Origin of the sequence: Methanobacterium aggregans, assembly GCF_017874455.1 — an archaeon.
GTDB classification, from domain to species: Archaea; Methanobacteriota; Methanobacteria; order Methanobacteriales; family Methanobacteriaceae; genus Methanobacterium_C; species Methanobacterium_C aggregans.
Genome location: NZ_JAGGLN010000001.1, coordinates 223874 through 242383 on the forward strand (window position 1 = coordinate 223874; position 18510 = coordinate 242383).

At 38.7% G+C, this 18510-nt stretch carries 13 protein-coding genes; 8 read left to right on the forward strand and 5 right to left on the reverse strand.

Annotated elements, in window-relative coordinates; genetic code table 11:
* The first annotated feature begins 151 nt into the window (after positions 1 to 151).
* From J2756_RS01105 to J2756_RS01140, 8 genes are all read left to right on the forward strand, one after another.
* The gene (locus J2756_RS01105; RefSeq protein WP_245315866.1) at positions 152 to 520 is read left to right on the forward strand and encodes an ArsR/SmtB family transcription factor; all 369 of its coding nucleotides are present in this window, start codon (positions 152 to 154) and stop codon (positions 518 to 520) included.
* A complete protein-coding gene (locus J2756_RS01110; RefSeq protein WP_209581417.1) occupies positions 501 to 2444 on the forward strand; it encodes a heavy metal translocating P-type ATPase in 1944 nt (647 codons plus the stop codon). The genes J2756_RS01105 and J2756_RS01110 overlap by 20 nt, the downstream gene beginning before the upstream one ends.
* Before the next feature lie 540 nt (positions 2445 to 2984).
* Complete coding sequence (locus J2756_RS01115) at positions 2985 to 3722, forward strand: transglutaminase domain-containing protein (RefSeq protein WP_209581419.1); 738 nt, start codon at positions 2985 to 2987, stop codon at positions 3720 to 3722.
* A gap of 251 nt (positions 3723 to 3973) precedes the next feature.
* The gene (gene rbr / locus J2756_RS01120; protein ID WP_209581422.1) at positions 3974 to 4558 is read left to right on the forward strand and encodes a rubrerythrin; all 585 of its coding nucleotides are present in this window, start codon (positions 3974 to 3976) and stop codon (positions 4556 to 4558) included.
* 12 nt (positions 4559 to 4570) lie between these two features.
* Positions 4571 to 4945 carry a desulfoferrodoxin gene (locus J2756_RS01125; protein WP_245315868.1) on the forward strand — a complete coding sequence of 125 codons (375 nt, stop codon included), beginning with the start codon at positions 4571 to 4573 and terminating at the stop codon, positions 4943 to 4945.
* Positions 4946 to 5119: 174 nt separating this feature from the next.
* Complete coding sequence (locus J2756_RS01130; protein ID WP_209581424.1) at positions 5120 to 7375, forward strand: histidine kinase dimerization/phosphoacceptor domain -containing protein; 2256 nt, start codon at positions 5120 to 5122, stop codon at positions 7373 to 7375.
* A 266-nt stretch (positions 7376 to 7641) separates the two neighbouring features.
* Positions 7642 to 8133: a hypothetical protein gene (locus J2756_RS01135; RefSeq protein ID WP_209581425.1), complete on the forward strand. Its 492-nt coding sequence runs from the start codon at positions 7642 to 7644 to the stop codon at positions 8131 to 8133.
* A 91-nt stretch (positions 8134 to 8224) separates the two neighbouring features.
* Positions 8225 to 10399 (forward strand): DHH family phosphoesterase, encoded by a 2175-nt coding sequence (locus tag J2756_RS01140; RefSeq protein WP_209581426.1) that lies wholly within the window; start codon positions 8225 to 8227, stop codon positions 10397 to 10399.
* A gap of 253 nt (positions 10400 to 10652) precedes the next feature.
* On the opposite strand, the gene J2756_RS01145 is transcribed toward J2756_RS01140, so the two are convergent.
* From J2756_RS01145 to J2756_RS01165, 5 genes are all read right to left on the reverse strand, one after another.
* Positions 10653 to 12860 (reverse strand): histidine kinase dimerization/phosphoacceptor domain -containing protein, encoded by a 2208-nt coding sequence (locus J2756_RS01145; protein WP_209581427.1) that lies wholly within the window; start codon positions 12858 to 12860, stop codon positions 10653 to 10655.
* Positions 12861 to 13262: 402 nt separating this feature from the next.
* Positions 13263 to 13916, reverse strand: coding sequence for an endonuclease III domain-containing protein (locus J2756_RS01150; protein ID WP_209581428.1), 654 nt, complete (start codon positions 13914 to 13916; stop codon positions 13263 to 13265).
* Between the two features lie 50 nt (positions 13917 to 13966).
* Positions 13967 to 14434, reverse strand: coding sequence for a GTP-binding protein (locus J2756_RS01155; protein ID WP_209581429.1), 468 nt, complete (start codon positions 14432 to 14434; stop codon positions 13967 to 13969).
* Positions 14431 to 15711, reverse strand: a complete 1281-nt coding sequence (gene aroA / locus J2756_RS01160; RefSeq protein WP_209581430.1) for a 3-phosphoshikimate 1-carboxyvinyltransferase — start codon at positions 15709 to 15711, stop codon at positions 14431 to 14433. The genes J2756_RS01155 and aroA overlap by 4 nt, the downstream gene beginning before the upstream one ends.
* Positions 15712 to 15768: 57 nt before the next feature.
* Positions 15769 to 18447, reverse strand: a complete 2679-nt coding sequence (locus tag J2756_RS01165; RefSeq protein ID WP_209581431.1) for a valine--tRNA ligase — start codon at positions 18445 to 18447, stop codon at positions 15769 to 15771.
* Between the last annotated feature and the right edge of the window lie 63 nt (positions 18448 to 18510).

The following is an 18510-nucleotide window of genomic DNA, read 5'->3' on the forward strand; positions in this document are numbered from 1 at the left end:
GATTAGTTAATTCTACTTTTTAAATACCTCTTAAGAAAAAATTTCTTATTATCAGCCTTCTTTTGATAATTTTTGCCTGTTCCGGGTTTACACCATCTTTTTCAAACCCAAATAAAAACCTTTATATATGTTCAATTGAACAGTTATTCATATGAAGATTGAAAGTGATGATGGAACCTGTGAAGTTAAGTGCATACACAAAGACTCAGTCATGGAAGTTAAATCCAAAATGTTAAGTGAAGAAACCTTCCAGAGCATAGCTTCAGATTTTAAGATGCTTGGAGATCCAACCAGGGTTAAAATACTCCATGCCCTATCTAAAAAGGAGCTTTGTGTCTGTGATCTTGCAGCCCTACTTGGTATGACTGATTCTGCAGTATCTCACCAGCTACGCCTACTTCGAGAGAGGAACATGGTTAAATTCCAGAAAAAAGGAAAAATGGCCTACTATCAACTTGCAGATCAACACGTTATACAGTTAATAAAGATGGAGTCAGAACATGCCAGAGAATGCCGATAAACATGAAAACCACACATCCTGCAGCTGTTCCTGCCAGGAAGATGTGTTTGAAGAAAGGGAATCCATATGGAACAGAAAAAACATCGCAATAATCACAAGCAGCGCAGTTCTACTCACCATTGGTATTCTCCTTGAAAACTTCACAGGCCACCAACTAATTGCACAGGTCCTTTTTCTCATGGTTGTTCTAATTTCAGGATACGAAATCATAAAGGAAGGGATTGAGGAACTTTTAGGGGGAGAATTCAGCATAGACCTCCTCATTACCATTGCAGCAGTAGGGGCATTTTTAATTGGACACGGTGTGGAAGGGGCATCTGTGGTCTTTTTGTTTTTCATAGCAGAGTTTTTAGAAAGTTATGCCGGTGAAAGGGCAAGAAATTCCATGGCTTCCTTGCTGAAGATAGCACCTGAAACTGCAACTGTAAAAAAAGGTGACAGTGAAGAGGTTCTTCATGCCCACGAGGTTGAGGTTGGGAACATGGTGGTTGTGAAGCCTGGAGACAAGATACCCCTTGATGGAATCGTTATAAATGGTGCATCATCAGTTAACCAGGCACCAATAACAGGTGAAAGCATGCCCGTTGGAAAGTATCCGGGACTAACTGTTTTTGCAGGTACCATCAACCAGGAGGGTTATCTGGAAATTGAGGTAACCAAAAGGTCCACTGAAACTGTAATATCCAGGATAATAGAGCTTGTCAAAGAGTCCCAGAAAAACAAGTCAAAAACAGAGGCTTTCATAACTCGTTTCGCCCGCTACTACACGCCCACAGTGATACTGGCAGCAGCAGTTGTTGCAACGGTCCCACCATTAATATTCGGACTTTCCTTTGAAGAATGGTTTTACAGGGCCCTGGTTCTCCTGGTTGTTTCATGTCCATGTGCACTTGCAATATCAACACCTGTATCCATGGTTTCAGGTATAACTTCCGCAACAAAAAACGGGGTTCTCATAAAAGGGGGACAGTTCATAGAAGAAATGCAGAACGTAAAGCTCATGGTCTTCGATAAAACAGGAACCCTGACAGAGGGCAAGCTTGAGGTAACAGATGTGAAGAGCTTCAACAACCACTCCCAAAGGGAGGTTCTGGAGGTGGCAGCATCCTTGGAATCCCGATCCAAACACCCCCTTGCAGAACCCATCCTGAAAATGGCTCAAAAGGAAAAGATCTCCCTTAAAGATGTTTCAGACTTCAAATCAATAGCAGGAAAGGGAATAACAGGTAAAATTGATGATAAAATATTTTATGCAGGTAAAAACTCCATGATGGATGGGCTGGAAGTTCCAGGTTCTGATGTAACAGAATTTGAAGAAAATGGGAAAACAGTGGTCTTAATTGCAGATCATCACCATGTAATTGGATTAATTGGATTAAGGGATAAAATACGGGAAAATGCAGAGAAAACAGTTCAAAAACTTAAAAATCAGGGAATAAAAACTGTGATGCTCACAGGAGATAACGAAGGAACAGCCAGGGCAGTTTCATCCCAGATAGGGATTGATAAGTATTACTCTGGACTTCTGCCTGAGGACAAGGTAAGGATAGTTGAAAAACTCCTTGAGGAGGGGCAGGTTGGAATGGTTGGTGATGGTGTGAACGATGCTCCTGCACTTGCAAAGTCCAACGTGGGCATAGCAATGGGTGCTGCAGGTTCTGATGTTGCCATTGAAACAGCTGATGTGGCTCTGATGCATGATGACCTTTCCAAGCTCAACTACATGATGAAGCTCAGCAAAAAAACCATGGCTATTGTTAAAGAGAATGTTACAGTATCCATCCTTGTTAAAAGTTCATTTGCAGTACTTGCAGTATTTGGATTTGTGACGCTCTGGATGGCAGTTGCCTTTGGAGATATGGGTCTGAGTCTGGCTGTTATACTAAACGCCCTGAGGATAGGCAACGGAAAAATAGTGAATTAACAATAAAAATAAAAATTATTTTTTTTATTTTGAACTTCTTTTTTTATAGAAATATACATGAAAAATTTATGACTTTATTTTATATTTGAAGCAATATTTCAATTATCATTGTTGAAGTGTTAGTTTTCGCAAAATTCACGATAATAAAATAAATTCCAGTGCATATCATTGATAAAACAATTAAAAGACTTACTTTTTAAGATTTTTTATATAATCTTCTATATATATGTTAAATTACAATAAATTAGTGTGATTTTGATTATGGATAGGAAAAAGAAATTTGGAAAGTACCTGTAAATATTATTGATGAAAATGGTAAATACACATTTAAGTACATTTATGTTGATCTTACAACAGGGAAAAGCAAAAACACATTAAACGAGTTTAATAAGCTGCAGGGACAGATGGTTGGCTAACGCTAAAAGAAGTAGATAATGTAATTAATAAGGGAGATTACCAATTAAATTATTTAGTTGATCTCAAACAAACTCCTTTTAGGGATGCTTTAAGGGATTCATACTCAGAATAAGAGGACATATTATGGACAGAAAAAATTTAATAATTGCTGGCGGTTTAATATGTGCTTGTTTAGTTTCTGTTTTCATATTCTTCTCATCTGATTCGAATTCAGTATATGGAATGATTGATCCATTCCTAGAATATAATGTAGATAATGCTTCTTTTAATAATTCGACTCCGGAATTAACAGGGGCATCAACAGCAATAATAAATTTTAAAACTTTTGTTAATGGAATTACACCAGTAGCTATTTATAATTATGTTTCGCATGAGATTAATTGGCATTTATTTAAAAAGGATAGCAGTTATCAAAAAGGTACATATTCACAATCGAATTATTATATAAACTGGGCAAATGATATCAAAAATGACAAAAAAAATTATCCTCAACTAAATACTAATCAACAAAAAGGGGAAGCTGTCTTTAATTATGTATATTATCATGTTGTAACAAAATGGCATGTGCATTATAACACATGTTGTCCTATTCAGGATGTGGCCAAATATCATGAAGCAAACTGCGCGGAAACTGCTAGAATTGTTTACAACCTTTGTCTAGCTGTGGGTATACCAAAAGAAGACGTTCGATATGTACATAGTGTACTCCAACATCATTATTGGGTGCAGATATGTTGTGATGGTAATTGGATAAATGTTGATGTATCACATGCGGCTGATGACACGTATCAAGTTACTAAATTTGGATTATCTGAGCCTGCGAGTGATGTGCAAGTTGTATCAGAGAGTCAAGTTGCATAAGTAGTTATATGATGTATTTACAACCTTCTTATTTTTTTAAACAGATTTATTCATTGATTTGCAATAAATTAATAAGACATTTATGCAAGTCATCACGATTTAGAAGGGATTATGAGGACATGATCCATACATAAATTTTTTATATTAAGTTCAAACCGTAATTAGAAATAATTTTAGAAATTTTTCTCATTTTAATACTAATTATAAAAATTTATTAAACAGTACTCCTAAATAATGAACTGGTGTTTGTAATGAAAAAAACCTTAGAAAACCTAAGCAAAGCATTCATAGGTGAAAGTCAGGCAAGGAACAGGTACACTTTCTACTCCAAGACAGCGAAGAAGGAAGGATATGAACAGTTAGCTGAAATATTCCTTGTAACTGCTGAAAATGAGCGTGAACATGCTAAATGGCTCTTCAGATTAATACAGGAACTTAAAGAAGATTCTGGTGAAGATCTGGAGGCGTTGGTTGTTGAAGCTGAAGCACCCCTTGTACTGGGAACAACAGCTGAAAACCTCATAGCTGCAATAGCAGGTGAACATTATGAGTACAGTGAAATGTACCCTGAATTTGCAGATGTGGCAGAGAAGGAGGGTCTTAAAGAAGTTGCAGTCAGGTTAAGGGCAATAGGTCATGCAGAGGAACATCATGAGGAACGCTACAAGAAACTTTTAGAGGAAGTTGAAGCCGGAACCATGTTGAAAAAGGATGAAGAGGTTAAATGGATTTGCCGTAAATGTGGATACGTTCACACAGGAATGGAACCACCAGAAAAATGTCCTGCATGCGACCATCCAACCAAGTACTATGAGATTCTATGCGAGGAATATTAAGGGGGAACTATTTTGGAAAGGGGACAGATTTACAGGTGCAACGTTTGTGGAAACATTGTTGAACTCATCCATGTTGGTGGAGGAAACCTGACATGTTGTGGAACTGAAATGGAACTATTGAGTGAGGAACCAAAGGATGTTGGGGCAGAAAAACACGTTCCAATTATAGAAAAAATTGAAAAGGGCTTCAAAGTTAAAGTGGGCTCAGTACCACACCCAATGGAAGAAACCCATTTCATCGAGTGGATAGAGCTCAAATCTGGAGATGAAGTGTACAAAAAATTCCTGAAACCTGGAGATGCTCCAGAGGCAGAATTTGAAGTGGAAGATGCAGGGGATGTGAAGGCAAGGGAGTACTGCACAGTCCATGGGCTCTGGAGATCCTAAAAATACTACTTCTAAATTTCTTTTCTTTTTATTTTTTAAAAAAAATTATTACTACTCTTTTTTGATTATTTTATTAATTAAGTGTTTCATCATGCTTTTTATTAATAAAATCCTATAACCAAGACGAATTGATATATACCATGTCCCCTAAATTCATGCTAATGAGGTGTTTAGTTGGAAATTTTTGAAGGTCATGTTCGTTCACCATCATTTAAAAATGGAGTTATAATTGCTTCAGGCGTTTTTATCATTTACATCTTGTTGAACATCCTATTTTCAAATAAAAACTTTTATGCAGAACTCAATGACTTAGCTATGGCTTTTGTAAGTTTCATTGCATTTTTGTCCATTGCTTATGCTGCAAAAGTTTCTAAGGTTTATTCACAAAAGATCTACGTTGCATGGGGACTTCTTGCCATTGCCCAGTTCTTCTGGTTTGTGGGTGACTTTTCATGGTTTTTTATCGAAACCTTCTTTAAACAAGTACCATTTCCATCGTTAGCAGACCTATTTTACCTCTCTTACTACCCAATTTTCCTTTTAGGAATATATTTCCTGCCTAAGAGGCCACTCAAGAAGGATGAAAGATTCAACAGTGCACTGGACATTGGAATAATAATGTTTTCATCCATCCTGATCTTCTGGAATTTTCTCATAGGGCCCATGATCGATACAAACCTTTCAAGTCCACTATTAAATCAAATTTTAACGGTTTATTATCCTATTTCAGATTTAATATTGCTCTTTGCCCTTTCAATCCTTAGCTACAGGCGTCTTTTAAATGTGAATTTTGAACCCCTCCTTCTCCTGATGGTAGGGGCTCTAATCATGATAATGTCCGATTCAATATTTGGATATCAATCCATGTTGGGTACAATTCAAAATGGAGGAGTATCTGACATTAGTTATGTTATTGCTGTGATGATAATAGGCCTTGCAGGGGTTCTTCAGGTAAATGCCCTTATTTCTAATGCCAAAGAGGATTCTAAGATTCCAGAATATTCCCTTGAAGTACCAATGTCCTACATCCCTTACATATGGATGATCATACCCTTCTTTTTACTTATATGGGGCCATTTTCATGGAACATATCTGAGTTTCACGACTATTGCACTGGGAGTTATATTAATCATTTTAATGACTTTAACTCGCCAAATTAGTACATTAAAGGATAATAACAGGCTTTATAGGGAGCTTCATAGGATTAACAAAGATTTAGAGTCCAAAGTTTATGAAAGGACAGAGGAGCTTTTAAATACCAATAAAAACCTCCAAAATGAGATAGCAGAACGTGAAAAAATTGAGGACGATCTTAAGATAAAGGTTGAACTTCTGGACACAGCCACAGATTCAATTGTTCTCCATGATGTGGAGGGGAAACTGCTCTACGCCAATGAGAAAGCTGCTAAAATGAGGGGTTACTCCAAGGAAGAGTTAATGAAACTCAATGTTTATGATCTGAATGTTCCAGGTAAGTCCAAATTCACAGGACAGTACGTAGATGAGTTAATGGTTAAGGGTGAGACAATATTTGAATCAGCACAGTACCATAGGGATGGGACTGTGATACCCATTGAGGTAAACGCTAAAATGGTTACCCATAATAAGGATCTACTGATACTGAGCACAGCCCGTGACATTACAGATCGAAAGGAAAACGAGGCAAAACTCAGATGTTACCAGGAGCATCTTGAAGATATGGTGGAAGAGAGAACAAAAACCCTGGAAAAAACGAATAAAATGTTGCAAAATGAGGTGGATGCACACGAAAAAGCTGAAAAAGAGATCTTGGCTTCATTAGAGGAGAAGGAAGTTCTTTTAAGGGAGGTTCATCATCGTGTTAACAACAACATGCAGATCATCTCAAGCCTCCTTAACATACAGTCCAACTACACAGACGATCCAGAAACAAACCACGTACTAAGGGACAGCAGAAACAGAATCCGTTCTATGGCAATGATCCATGAAAAACTTTACATATCAGATAAATTATCAAAGATAGACTTTTCTGGATACGTGAAGAGCATCACAAGCAACCTCCTGCAGAACCCTGAGGTTAACCCGGATCTCATTAAAATCAATGTTGATGTGGATGATTTCTCAATTGGTATGGAAACTGCAGTTCCAATGGGCCTGATAATCAACGAACTTGTTACAAACTCAATAGAACACGCATTTCCACAAGGAAAGGGGGATATAGATTTAAATCTACATAAAAACTGTGAAACATTCATTCTCACTGTAAGAGATAATGGTTTGGGATTACCGGAAGGTTTGGATCCTAAAAAGGTTAAGACTCTTGGGCTTCGTCTTGTGAACAGTCTTGTTGAACAGCTTGATGGAAGTATGGAAGTTGAAGTGGAGCAGGGGACAAGGTTTAAAATAACCTTTAAGGAGCTTAACTACTCAAAAAGGGCTGAAATTTATTAGATCATTTTTTTCATTTTTTTACAGATTCAATGGAATTCATGTATTCATGTTCCATTTTTCAGTGGGTTATCCCCTAATTTTCAGTGTGTTTTCTAAATTTTATGTAAATTCTTTTAAACCTTGAGAACATATAAAACATATAAAAAACTTGAGGAACAAATAAGATTTGATGAATTCAATTTATACAAAATTAAATATCCCATTTGGGAGTATCATGTATAAGTTACATTTTATCTGAAATTAAATCATTTAAAAGTGGGTTTAACATGAAAAATAAGATTTTAATCATCTCTCTTCTGGTTTTAGTTGTAGGTTTAAGTGGATGTATAGATTCTGGTGCATCCAAGATAGATGGACTTGCACCTTCAATAAACAGCCACCTTAAAACTGGAGATACTGCATATAATCAGGCAGTTTATCATGCAAACAGGTTCCAGTACGATAAAGCGCTTGAAGACTGCAGTAATGCTACAAATGAATTTAATGCTGCTAAATCTTCAGCTGATCAGGCTTTAACATATGCAAAGGATTCAAATGATAACGTGTTTGTGAGTTACATGGGTTACCTTGTAAATGAGATCGATGCCAAGGTGAATGCAACTTCAGAACTTCAACTTGCAATACCCTACATGCAGCAGAATGATACAAGCAGTGCAAATGTACACAGAGACCTTGCGAATAATTATATGAATCAAGCAGTAGATTTTAAGGCAAAAAGAGATGCAATAGCATCACAGAATCCTTCAAAATTTAAATGAAATAAAATGAAAACCCTTCTTTTTGTGAGGTTTTAAATGAATCATATTAGAAAGGTTAAAATTAGGAATATCATATTCATGAGGTTTATGAATGAAAAGAACATGTTTAGAATGTAAAGGAAAAGGATATAAAATTACAGGTTACAATGAATGTGAAACCTGTCATGGAACAGGAGTTAAAGGTGAGGTGAACCTTAAGGATCATTTCAAGGGTTTGTCCAACAATGCAGTTAAACACTTTCAGCTGGATGAGGAAGAAGAAGTCCCATGCAGTGTTTGTAAAGGTAAAGGAGAAATAGAACTCCATGAAACATGCCAGGAATGCGGAGGTAAAGGTGAAATGAATGTATGCAAAAAATGCGGAAAGGAAATAGATTCCGGTGACTATTGCCGTGACTGTGAACCAAAGAACAAGGTTTACATATTGAGTCCTGCATGTGATATAGATGACCTTGAAGTTGGAACAGACTACAAGGGTAAAATTACAAGGGTTGAAAACTACGGAGTTTTTGTAAGTCTCAGTAAAAAGACCTACGGACTTTTAAGAATGAGATCACCCCCATTCAGTGTAGGGGAGGAACTCTTCGTTAAGATCATTGAGATAAAAAGGAAGAAGGGAGAAGTTGACCTTACAACATCCAGTATCAAGGGTAACTACGAACTTGTGACCCTTAAAAAGAATATTGCACGTACAAAAATTGGTGATATAACCACTAAATCCATGGGAAAAACAGTGAGCCTTACTGGAGAAATTGTACAGATACAACAGACTTCAGGACCAACCATATTCACAGTGTCAGATGAAACTTCCACAACATGGGCTGCAGCCTTCAACGAACCCGGTGTAAGGGTTTACCCTGAGATAATCACAGGGGACATAGTTGAAATTATGGGAGAAGTTTCACTCCACGGTGGAAAGATCCAGATAGAATCTGAGTCAATAGAGAAGGTTCAGGGCAAGGAAGAGGCAGAAATGAGGAAGCTCATAAATGATGCCCTTGATGAACGTGCAGAGCCAGAGCCAACTGAATTTTTAATTGAAAGCCCAACCCTTGATAAGTTAAGGCCAAAGATGATGGAAGCTGCAAAGGCAATAAGACGTGCTGTACTCGATGGAAGATCCATACTTGTAAGGCACCATGCAGATGCAGATGGAATATGTGCAGGAGTTGCCATTGAAAAGGCAGTTGTACCCATACTCAGGGAGGCCAACAACGACAGCGACGCAGAATGGCACTTCTTTAAAAGAGCACCAAGTAAAGCACCCTTCTATGAAATAGAAGATGTTGTTAAGGACCTATCATTCTCACTTGAAGATATGGAGAGACACGGCCAGAAACTACCTCTCCTAGTTTTACTTGATAACGGATCCACTGAGGAGGATATACTTGCCATAATGCAGGTTAAGATATACGGCATCGAAGTTGTGGTTATTGACCATCACTTCCCAGGTGAGGTCACAGATGGAAAAGTTGCAGTGGACGAGTACGTGGATACCCATGTCAACCCCTACCTTGTTGGGGGAGATTCACAGATAACAGCAGGTGCACTTGCAGTTGAAGTTGCAAAGATGATAAACCCTGATGTTAAAGAAAGACTCATACACTTCCCAGGTATAGCAGCTGTGGGGGACCATGCCAGATCAACAGAAGCTGAGGCTTACATAAAACTTGCAGAAGAAAAGGGTTACAGCCCTGAGGATCTGGATAGAGTTGCAACCTGCATAGACTTCGAAGCCTTCTTCCTCAGATTCATGAACGGCAGGGGAATCATAGACACCATACTGGGCCTTGGAGATCCGGACAAACATGAAAAACTCATTGAAGCCCTTTACAATGAATCCCAAAGAAGGGTTGAAACCCAGATGCGTGCAGCCTTACCTAACCTTAAAACACAGGAACTTCCAAACGGTTTGGTTTTCAGTGTTCTTGATGTTGAGAAGTTCGCACATAAATTCACCTACCCTGCCCCTGGTAAAACATGTGGATTTGTCCACGACAACCTGGTTCAAAGGTACGGAGAAGAAAGGCCAATCGTAACACTTGCATTTGGGCCTGACTTCTCAGTTATAAGGGCTACAGATGCTGTGAATGAGAAGTTCGGCTTCAACCTCAACAACATAGTATCCAAGCTTGCAGTTGAAATACCTGCAGCAGGAATAGACGGTGGAGGCCATGAATGCGCCGGATCCCTGAAGTTCATTGAGGGACTCTCCAAGGAAGTGCTTGATGCCTTTGCAAGGGAAGTTGCAGATTTGAAGGAGTAATAGTTCAGAAAATATTTCTGGACATTCCTTAATTTTTAAAATATTTTAAAGAGCAGTGTTCTTTAGAACTTCAAGCTGCACCAGCTTACTTTTTTTATTAAAATTTTATTAGAATCTTTTATTTATTAAAAAAAGCTTTTATTTTTATTAAAAGGATTTATAAAAGTTTTAAAATGAATTTCTATCATTAAAAAAAGATTCTAATATTCTAAAATTCGATTTACACTATTTATTATACTCAGGTTTATGTATCTCACAGCCTATCCCCGTAATTCAGCTCCCTGAATCGTATGGTGAAGCAAGTTCCATTTTCCCTGTCAATTTCCAGCTCTCCCTCCAGCTGTTTAACCAGAATATCCACAAGCTTCAAGCCCAATGTTGAGGTTGTTTCCAGTTGAACCTTCTCTGGAAGTCCTGAACCATTATCTCCTACTTCAACTTTGATTATATCTGTATCTCTAATGATTTTAACCCTTATTTTGCCTTCAGATCCATTGAAGGCGTGTTTCAGGGAGTTGCTCACAAGTTCGTTTAAGATGAGTCCGCAGGGCAGGGCAGTTTCAATGTCCATTTCAATTTTATCGCTGACAACATTCCATTCAACCTGCCTTGAGGTTCCTGAATAAATTTGGAAGAGACTTTTTATGAGGTTTGTAACGTAGATACCAAAGTCGATCTTTGCAATGTCCTTTGATTGGTATAGCTGTTCATGTATCATTGACATGGATTTGATCCTGTTCTGGCTTTCCCTGAAAATATCTCTCATTTCCTTAGTTTTAAGGGTTGAGGATTGTAGATTAAGGAGGCTTGAAATGATCTGCATGTTGTTCTTGACACGGTGATGTATCTCCCTAAGCAGAACTTCCTTCTCTTCAAGGGATTCTATGATCTGTCTTTGAGCCAGCTCCCTTTCATGGGTCTCCAATGAAAGAGATATCATGTAAGAGATGGATGCAGCAAAATCCTGCTCTTCAAATGTCCATTCTCTTCTATTTTGGATTTGTTCATGACATAGAATACCAACCATCTCTCCATGAAGCCATATTGGAACGTCCATTAGGGAGATGATACTGTGGGGCTTAAGGTAATCTGAAAATTCCGAGGTTTTAGGATCTGTCTGGGCATCCATTGCAGTGAGGTTGTGGGATCTTTTGAGGGTTTCAAGGTACTTTCGACAACTTTTTGCTTCGATCTTCAATTCACTTCTCTGATGACCCTCATTTGAAAGGTACATATCTGAACATTCAAGAAAGCTTTTATCTTCATTGAAAAACCATACATTAACCCTGTCCACATCAAGGGTTTTGGAATCAGTTTCAGTGAGTCTTTTAAGGGTTGCTTCAGGGTTTGAAATATCTTCTTTGTAGAGTTCAAGCAGAACACTTTGTCTTTTAATGGTTTGTTTGGAAAGTGCTTTTCTCTTCCTTTCAACAGCTTTTCTTTCACTGATATCTGTTCCCACATATAAAACCCCAATTAAACTAGATTTTTTGGTTATAACTGAAGTTGATAAGAGTACAGGAATTTCATTCCCATTTTTATCCTTCAGCAGGGTTTCAAAATTTTTTACAGAAATGTTACCCTCCAAAGTTAGGTTTTTTTGATTTCCAAAGTTTGGAAGAACAGATTCAATATGTTCACCACTGATCTCAGAGTAACTTTGCCCTAAAAGATTTAAACCAGCTGGATTCACGTACTTGATCTCATTGTTGTCATCAGTCATTATCAGGAAGCTTTTAATGGTTGAAACAATCTCATCAGCTGCAATTTCTGGTGTTAGGGATGGTAATTTGTACTGGCTCACACCGTATGAGATGAAGAGAACTCCCAGTGCAGCTGCGAAGTAAACCATTCCTGGAAATTCTATTGAAAGAAGTGGTATGATTGTATCAGTAATCAAGCTCACAATCACTGCAAATATTAATCCCAACAAAATATAAAGGGTCTGTTGTTTCTCCAGTCCTCTAGTTTTTCTGTAATACGAGTAACAGAGGACTATTGATACAGTTATTATTAAGAAAATCCATATCATTGTTAAATATAAAAAGGGGGAACTGAGATTCAAGGAGCTTGTCCATCCCCAGTACTCCATCACCATGATGTTGATTGTGAGCTGGTTGCTTGTAACTTGTAAAAGAGAGATAAGAATAGAGGGGATGTAAATCAGCGTCAAGAACACCTTGTTAGTGGAAAACCGGTTCTTTGTAGCAGTAAGGACTATGGTTAAAACGATAGGACTCATTAAAGGCCAGAGAACACTTGCCTTCAACCATAAATATGCAGTCTGGTAACTATCTGCATTCCTTAAACTGAAGTTAACGAATGAGAGGTATGCCACCAAAAAACATAAAACAGCTATTAACTGGTTAAGCCGGTTTTTTGGATTTTTGTAGTAAATGAAATTACCTAGAAATAGGGTTACAATCGATGCAAAGAGGGATAAAAATGCATAGGGATTCATTATAAGTCTCCGGGTTCAAATTTCATTAAATCTAATATTATATTATTATAACTGTAAATTATAGGTTTATTACTCTTATAATCAACTTTAAAACATATTAATACAATTCTAAATATTTTAATATTCTTTTTGGTATTAATAGTTTTATACTAATTTCTAAGTTAAAATAAAAAAGGATAAGTAAAAAGTAATTTCAAGAAGTTATAACCTTGTTTAAATTTGAATAATTAAAAAATAAGCAAAGATTAATGATTAAATTAAATTTAAGTTCATAAAATCAGGAATATAATAAATCTTTAAACGATCTAGTTAAGGTTCAACTCAATATTTAAAGAAATTTTATTTTTGGATAGTGAAATAAACCACGGAATAATAAAAAGGGATATCAAAAATGGTTGCAGTTCATTTTTCTTCATCAAATTCATCATTCATATGATTGTAGAAGTCACAGAGCTCAGCTATTGGACATTCCTCATGTTTGGGTCCAATTGGCCTGCAGATGGTCTGGCCGAACTGCACCATCAGATCGTTTAGTGGCAGCCAGTACTTACGGGGCACGGTTTTCATAAGGACTTCCTCTGTCTCCTCAGGTGTTTTCGTATCTGCAAGACCTATGCGGTTGGATATGCGGTGCACATGGACATCTACAGGTATTGCATCCTTGTGAAAGCCGTATACAAGCACACAGTTTGCAGTTTTACGCCCAACACCTGGAAGGCTCAGAAGCTCCTTCATATCCTCAGGAACAACATCTCCATAGTCCTCATGGATTATACGAGACACTTCCTTCACACGCTTTGCCTTAACATGATAAAAACCAGATTTTTTAATGAGAATCTCAATGTTCTCAAGGGGTGCATTTGCAATGAGCTTTGCTGTAGGGTACCTTGCAAAAAGGGATGCAGATGCAGCATCTGTATTTTCATCTCGTGTTCTCTGTGAAAGAATGGTCCTGATGAGAACTCTGAATGGGTCGCTGTCTTCAAAGGTTCTGAGGGTGTAAAACTCTCCCAGAGTTTCAACTATTTCTTTGATCCGTTCTGAAATTTTTACCACACCTAAAAAGTCTTAAAAAAAGGATTTAACTTGATCCATTCCATAGGTACCTAATTTTTTATCATAGTGTAAAGCAGGTCAAGTCCATCCTTCACACCTTTGCACTCAGTTGCAATGGTTGGAACCACGTTAACATCTGCACCTATGCCCTTAAATTCTGTTTCTGGATTCAGATCCTGTTTATTTGCAAATACAACGTAGGGAACATTCATCTGGTTCAGATTGTTGATTATGCCTTCATCAATACTTGTAACTCCTTTCTGACTGTCTATAACAAGAATTGCACCGTCAAGTCCCCTTGAAAGTATTTCCCTCATGAATTCGAATCTTTCCTGACCTGGAGATCCAAATATATGAACCTTCTCACCATCTATCCTGATGTTGCCGTAGTCAAGGGCTATGGTGGTACCGTTGTACTCGACCTTTGTTTTTTTATTGCATAGATTTTCAAGGGTGGTAGTTTTTCCAGAGTTGTAGGATCCTAGGATCACAATTTTGGTTTCTTTTTTTCGTGTCATGTTCTGGTCCTGCAGATTTTTTTCATGGTTTCAGGGAAGCCTGGAAATGAAACATCGTAAACAGATGCATTTTCTATTTTAACATTTCCAACCTTCAAACCAATTAAGTAAAGTGCCATAACAAGCCTGTGATCGTTGTGGGAGTTAACAACACCCCCATGGATTTCACTCCTCCCTCCATGTATCACAAGGCCGTCCCTTTTTTCTTCAAGTGAAACTCCGAGCTTTGAAAGTTCAAGTGCACATGTATGGATCCTGTCAGTTTCCTTGTATCTGGCATGTTCAACACCGTATATCTTTGTTGTGCCATGTGAAAGTGCTCCGAGAGCTGCAACTGTAGGCAGGAGATCCGGGGCGTTGTGCAGATCCACATCAACACCACCAAGCCTTCCATGTCCATTTATCTTAACCTCATCCTTCTTAAGCTTAAGGTCACAGCCCATCCTCTGCAAAACATCGAGTATCAGTATGTCGCCCTGTTTGGAATCAGAGAAAAGATTTTGAACCAGTAAATCTGATTCAAGAATACTTGCAGCTGCAACAAGGTATGATGCTGAGGAATAATCTCCTTCAACAGTGTAATCCCTTTTTTCATATTTCTGGGGCTCCACATGGAATGAATTCCTATTTTCATTGCAATCAACCTTGACTCCAAACTTCTTCATTATGTCCAGGGTCATGTCAACGTAGGGACGTGATATGAACTCTCCCCTGACTTCAAGGTCAACACCTTCCTCTGAACAGGGAGATGCTATTAAGATGGAAGATACGAATTGGGAACTCACATTTCCATCAATGCTAGTTTTCCCACCTTTAAATCCACCTTTTACAATTAAGGGTGCTTTTCCATCATTTTTTGTTGAATAAGCATTCACTCCAAGATTATGGAGTGAATCCAGAAGGTCCTGCATTGGCCTTTGTCTCAGGGAATCATCACCTGTGAACACTGTAAAGCCCGGTGCAAGGGCAGAAACACTGGTCATTATACGCAGTGTTGTGCCTGAATTTTTAACATCCAGAACATCATTGGGTGTATGGGGACTGCATCCAAAACCATTGATAACACATTCATCTTCAGATTTTCTGTTAAATTCTGATCCAAGTGACATGCATGATGCAATTGATGCCAGAGTATCTTCGGAGTACAGGGCATCCCTAACAATGGATTCTCCCTCTGCAAGTGATGCCAGTATGAATGCCCTGTGGCTGTAACTTTTTGATGGTGGAGCCTTAACAATGCCCTCCACCCTTTCTGCTCTTTGAACTGTGAGTTCCATGACTGTTCCATTCTCCCTTTGATTTTCAGTGTTGGATATCCAAATATTGGTTTATTTTTAGTTTCTCACAATCTCAAGCACAAGATCCAGGTTTTCTGATTGGATTATATCCACCTTTTCACCGGTTTTTCCGAGCAGCTCCTTTCTTGGGGTTAAATACTCCCATGTGAGTGTGGATCCACCTATTGAGATTTCACCATCCCTGTCAAGAGTTTCTGCAATTTCATCAGGGTTGTTGGAAGCTATGTACTGCACAATCTTCGGTGCTTCACCCTTGAAGTGAGGTCCTACCTTGGACATGATTGGTGTGAGTTCCACAACCTTCTCCTGAACATCAGGTTTACCAATTTCAACCTTCAAATCTTTGATCCTCATGGTGCCCATTATATCCTCAGACAAACCATTCAACTTGGTGTAAAGTTCTTCACTTTCTGTGTAAACAGTTGTAGATTTTATTGGAGTGTTCAATGGCATTTTAGATGCAGATTTAAACCTTCTGATATCTCCTATTAACTCAACACCAGTTTTACCAAGATCCTCAGCTTCATCATTTATAAGGTCAGCTTCAACTTCAGGCCAGACTGTACTGTGAATGCTCATACCTTCGGGATAAAGGTACTGGCAAACTTCCTCTGTAAAATGTGGTGTGAGAGGTGATAGAAGTTTCAGTGATGTTTCTATAACCATCTTAAGACTGTACTGTGCAGCTTCCTTGGAAGCAAGCATTTCAGGGTCATCGGTGTAGAGACGGTACTTAACAGCCTCTATGTATTCATCACAGAAATCATGCCATACAAAGGCCTGAATACTGTTACGGGCCTCTGCAAAGTTGTAAGTTTCAAGGGCACCTGTAACATTCTCCACAAGCCGGTTCAAACAGGATAGTATCCACTGATCCATGGGTTTGAGGTTTGCAATGATCCTCGCCTGTGAACCATCATCAACTTTGAAATCTTTTATGTGCATGTTTATGAATCTGAAGGCATTCCAGAACTTTCTGAGGAATTTGTAGCCGTGCTTCACATCCTTCCATGCGAATGGAACATCTGAACCTGGAACACTGTTTGCAGCCCATAACCTGAGTGCATCTGCACCATAGTCCTCAATAACTGTTTCAGGCGCTATAACGTTTCCAAGTGATTTACTCATCTTATGGCCGTCCTCACCGAAAACCATACCGTTCACAACGATGCCTTCAAATGGTTTTTCACCTGTAAGTGCCTTACACCTTAAAATAGTGTAAAAAGCCCATGTACGTATGATATCATGCCCCTGTGGCCTTAAATCTGCGGGGAAATGCTTTTTAAAGTCTGGTGAAGGCCATCCTGCTATCACAAGGGGCGTTATTGAACTGTCCATCCATGTATCCAGAACATCCAGCTCACCTGTAAATTCAGTGCAGCCACATTCACATGGTTCTGATGGTTTGTCAAGGGCAGGGTCAACTGGTAATTCCTCCTCTTTTGGCAGATGAACCTTTCCGCAGTCTTTACAGTACCATACTGGTATTGGTGTTGCAAAGAGCCTTTGACGGGATATACACCAGTCCCAATCCATGGAACCTGTCCAGTTCAGGAGCCTGGTTTTCATATGTTCTGGCATCCAGCTTATTTCATCTGCAGCTTCATATATCTTGTCTGTTAATTTTTTAACAGCAACGAACCACTGTTTTTTAACCAGTATCTCTATTGGTGTTTTACACCTCCAGCAGAGTCCAACGTTCTGGTCAACACGTTCCTGTTTTGTCAGGAATCCCTCTGATTTCAGGTCATCGATGATCGCAGATTTACACTCTGGAATTGTGAAGCCTGCATATTTACCTGCAACTTCCTTCATAACCCCTGTTTCATCAATTCCCTCAATTATGTCGAGATCGTACCTGTTAACCCATGAAACATCGGTTTTGTCACCGAAGGTACATATCATAACTGCACCCGTACCGAACTCTGGATCAACATCCCTGTCTGTTATTATACTGACTTCGCGGTTGTATAAGGGTAATTTAACCTTTTTTCCCTCGAGGTGTTTGTACCTGTTATCTTCAGGGTGCACAACAACTGCAACACACGCACAGAGCAGTTCAGGTCTTGTGGTGGCTATGAGTACGTTACCCTCACCCTCAACCTCTGGAAATTCAAGGTAATTCAGGTAGGTTTCATTTTCATGGTATTCAACCTCTGCAAATGCTATTGCTGTTTCGCAACGAGGACACCAGTTTACAGGGTGCACAGCTCGGTATATGAGTCCTTTTTCATAGAGTTTGAGGAAGGAGAGTTGGGTTTTCATCCGGTACTCTGGGGTCATGGTTACGAATTCCCTTGACCAGTCCTGTGAAAATCCAAGTGACTGCATCTGGGTTTTCATCTTCTCAATGTTGTCGTGGGTGAGTTCTATGCACATCTGACGGAATTCATCCCTTGGAACATCATTTTTCCGGATGTTATGGGTTTCTTCAACCTTAACCTCTGTTGGAAGGCCGTGACAGTCCCATCCCTGTGGGAAAAGCACGTCAAAGCCTTTCATTCGTTTGTAACGTGCTACCATGTCGATGTAAACCCAGTTGAGAACGTGCCCCATGTGTATGGAGCCTGTTGGGTATGGTGGTGGTGTGTCAATGATGTAACGGGGACGTGTACCGTCACCTATGAACTTGTGGGCATTGTCTTTTTCCCACTTCACCTGCCAATCTGTTTCTTTTTTGTGATCGTAGTCCTTTGGAATGTTGTCTTCTGTCATTTCAGTTCTCCTGTTAATTCCTGTTAAATTCTTCTTTTATAAATTGTTTGTTCATATTTTGTA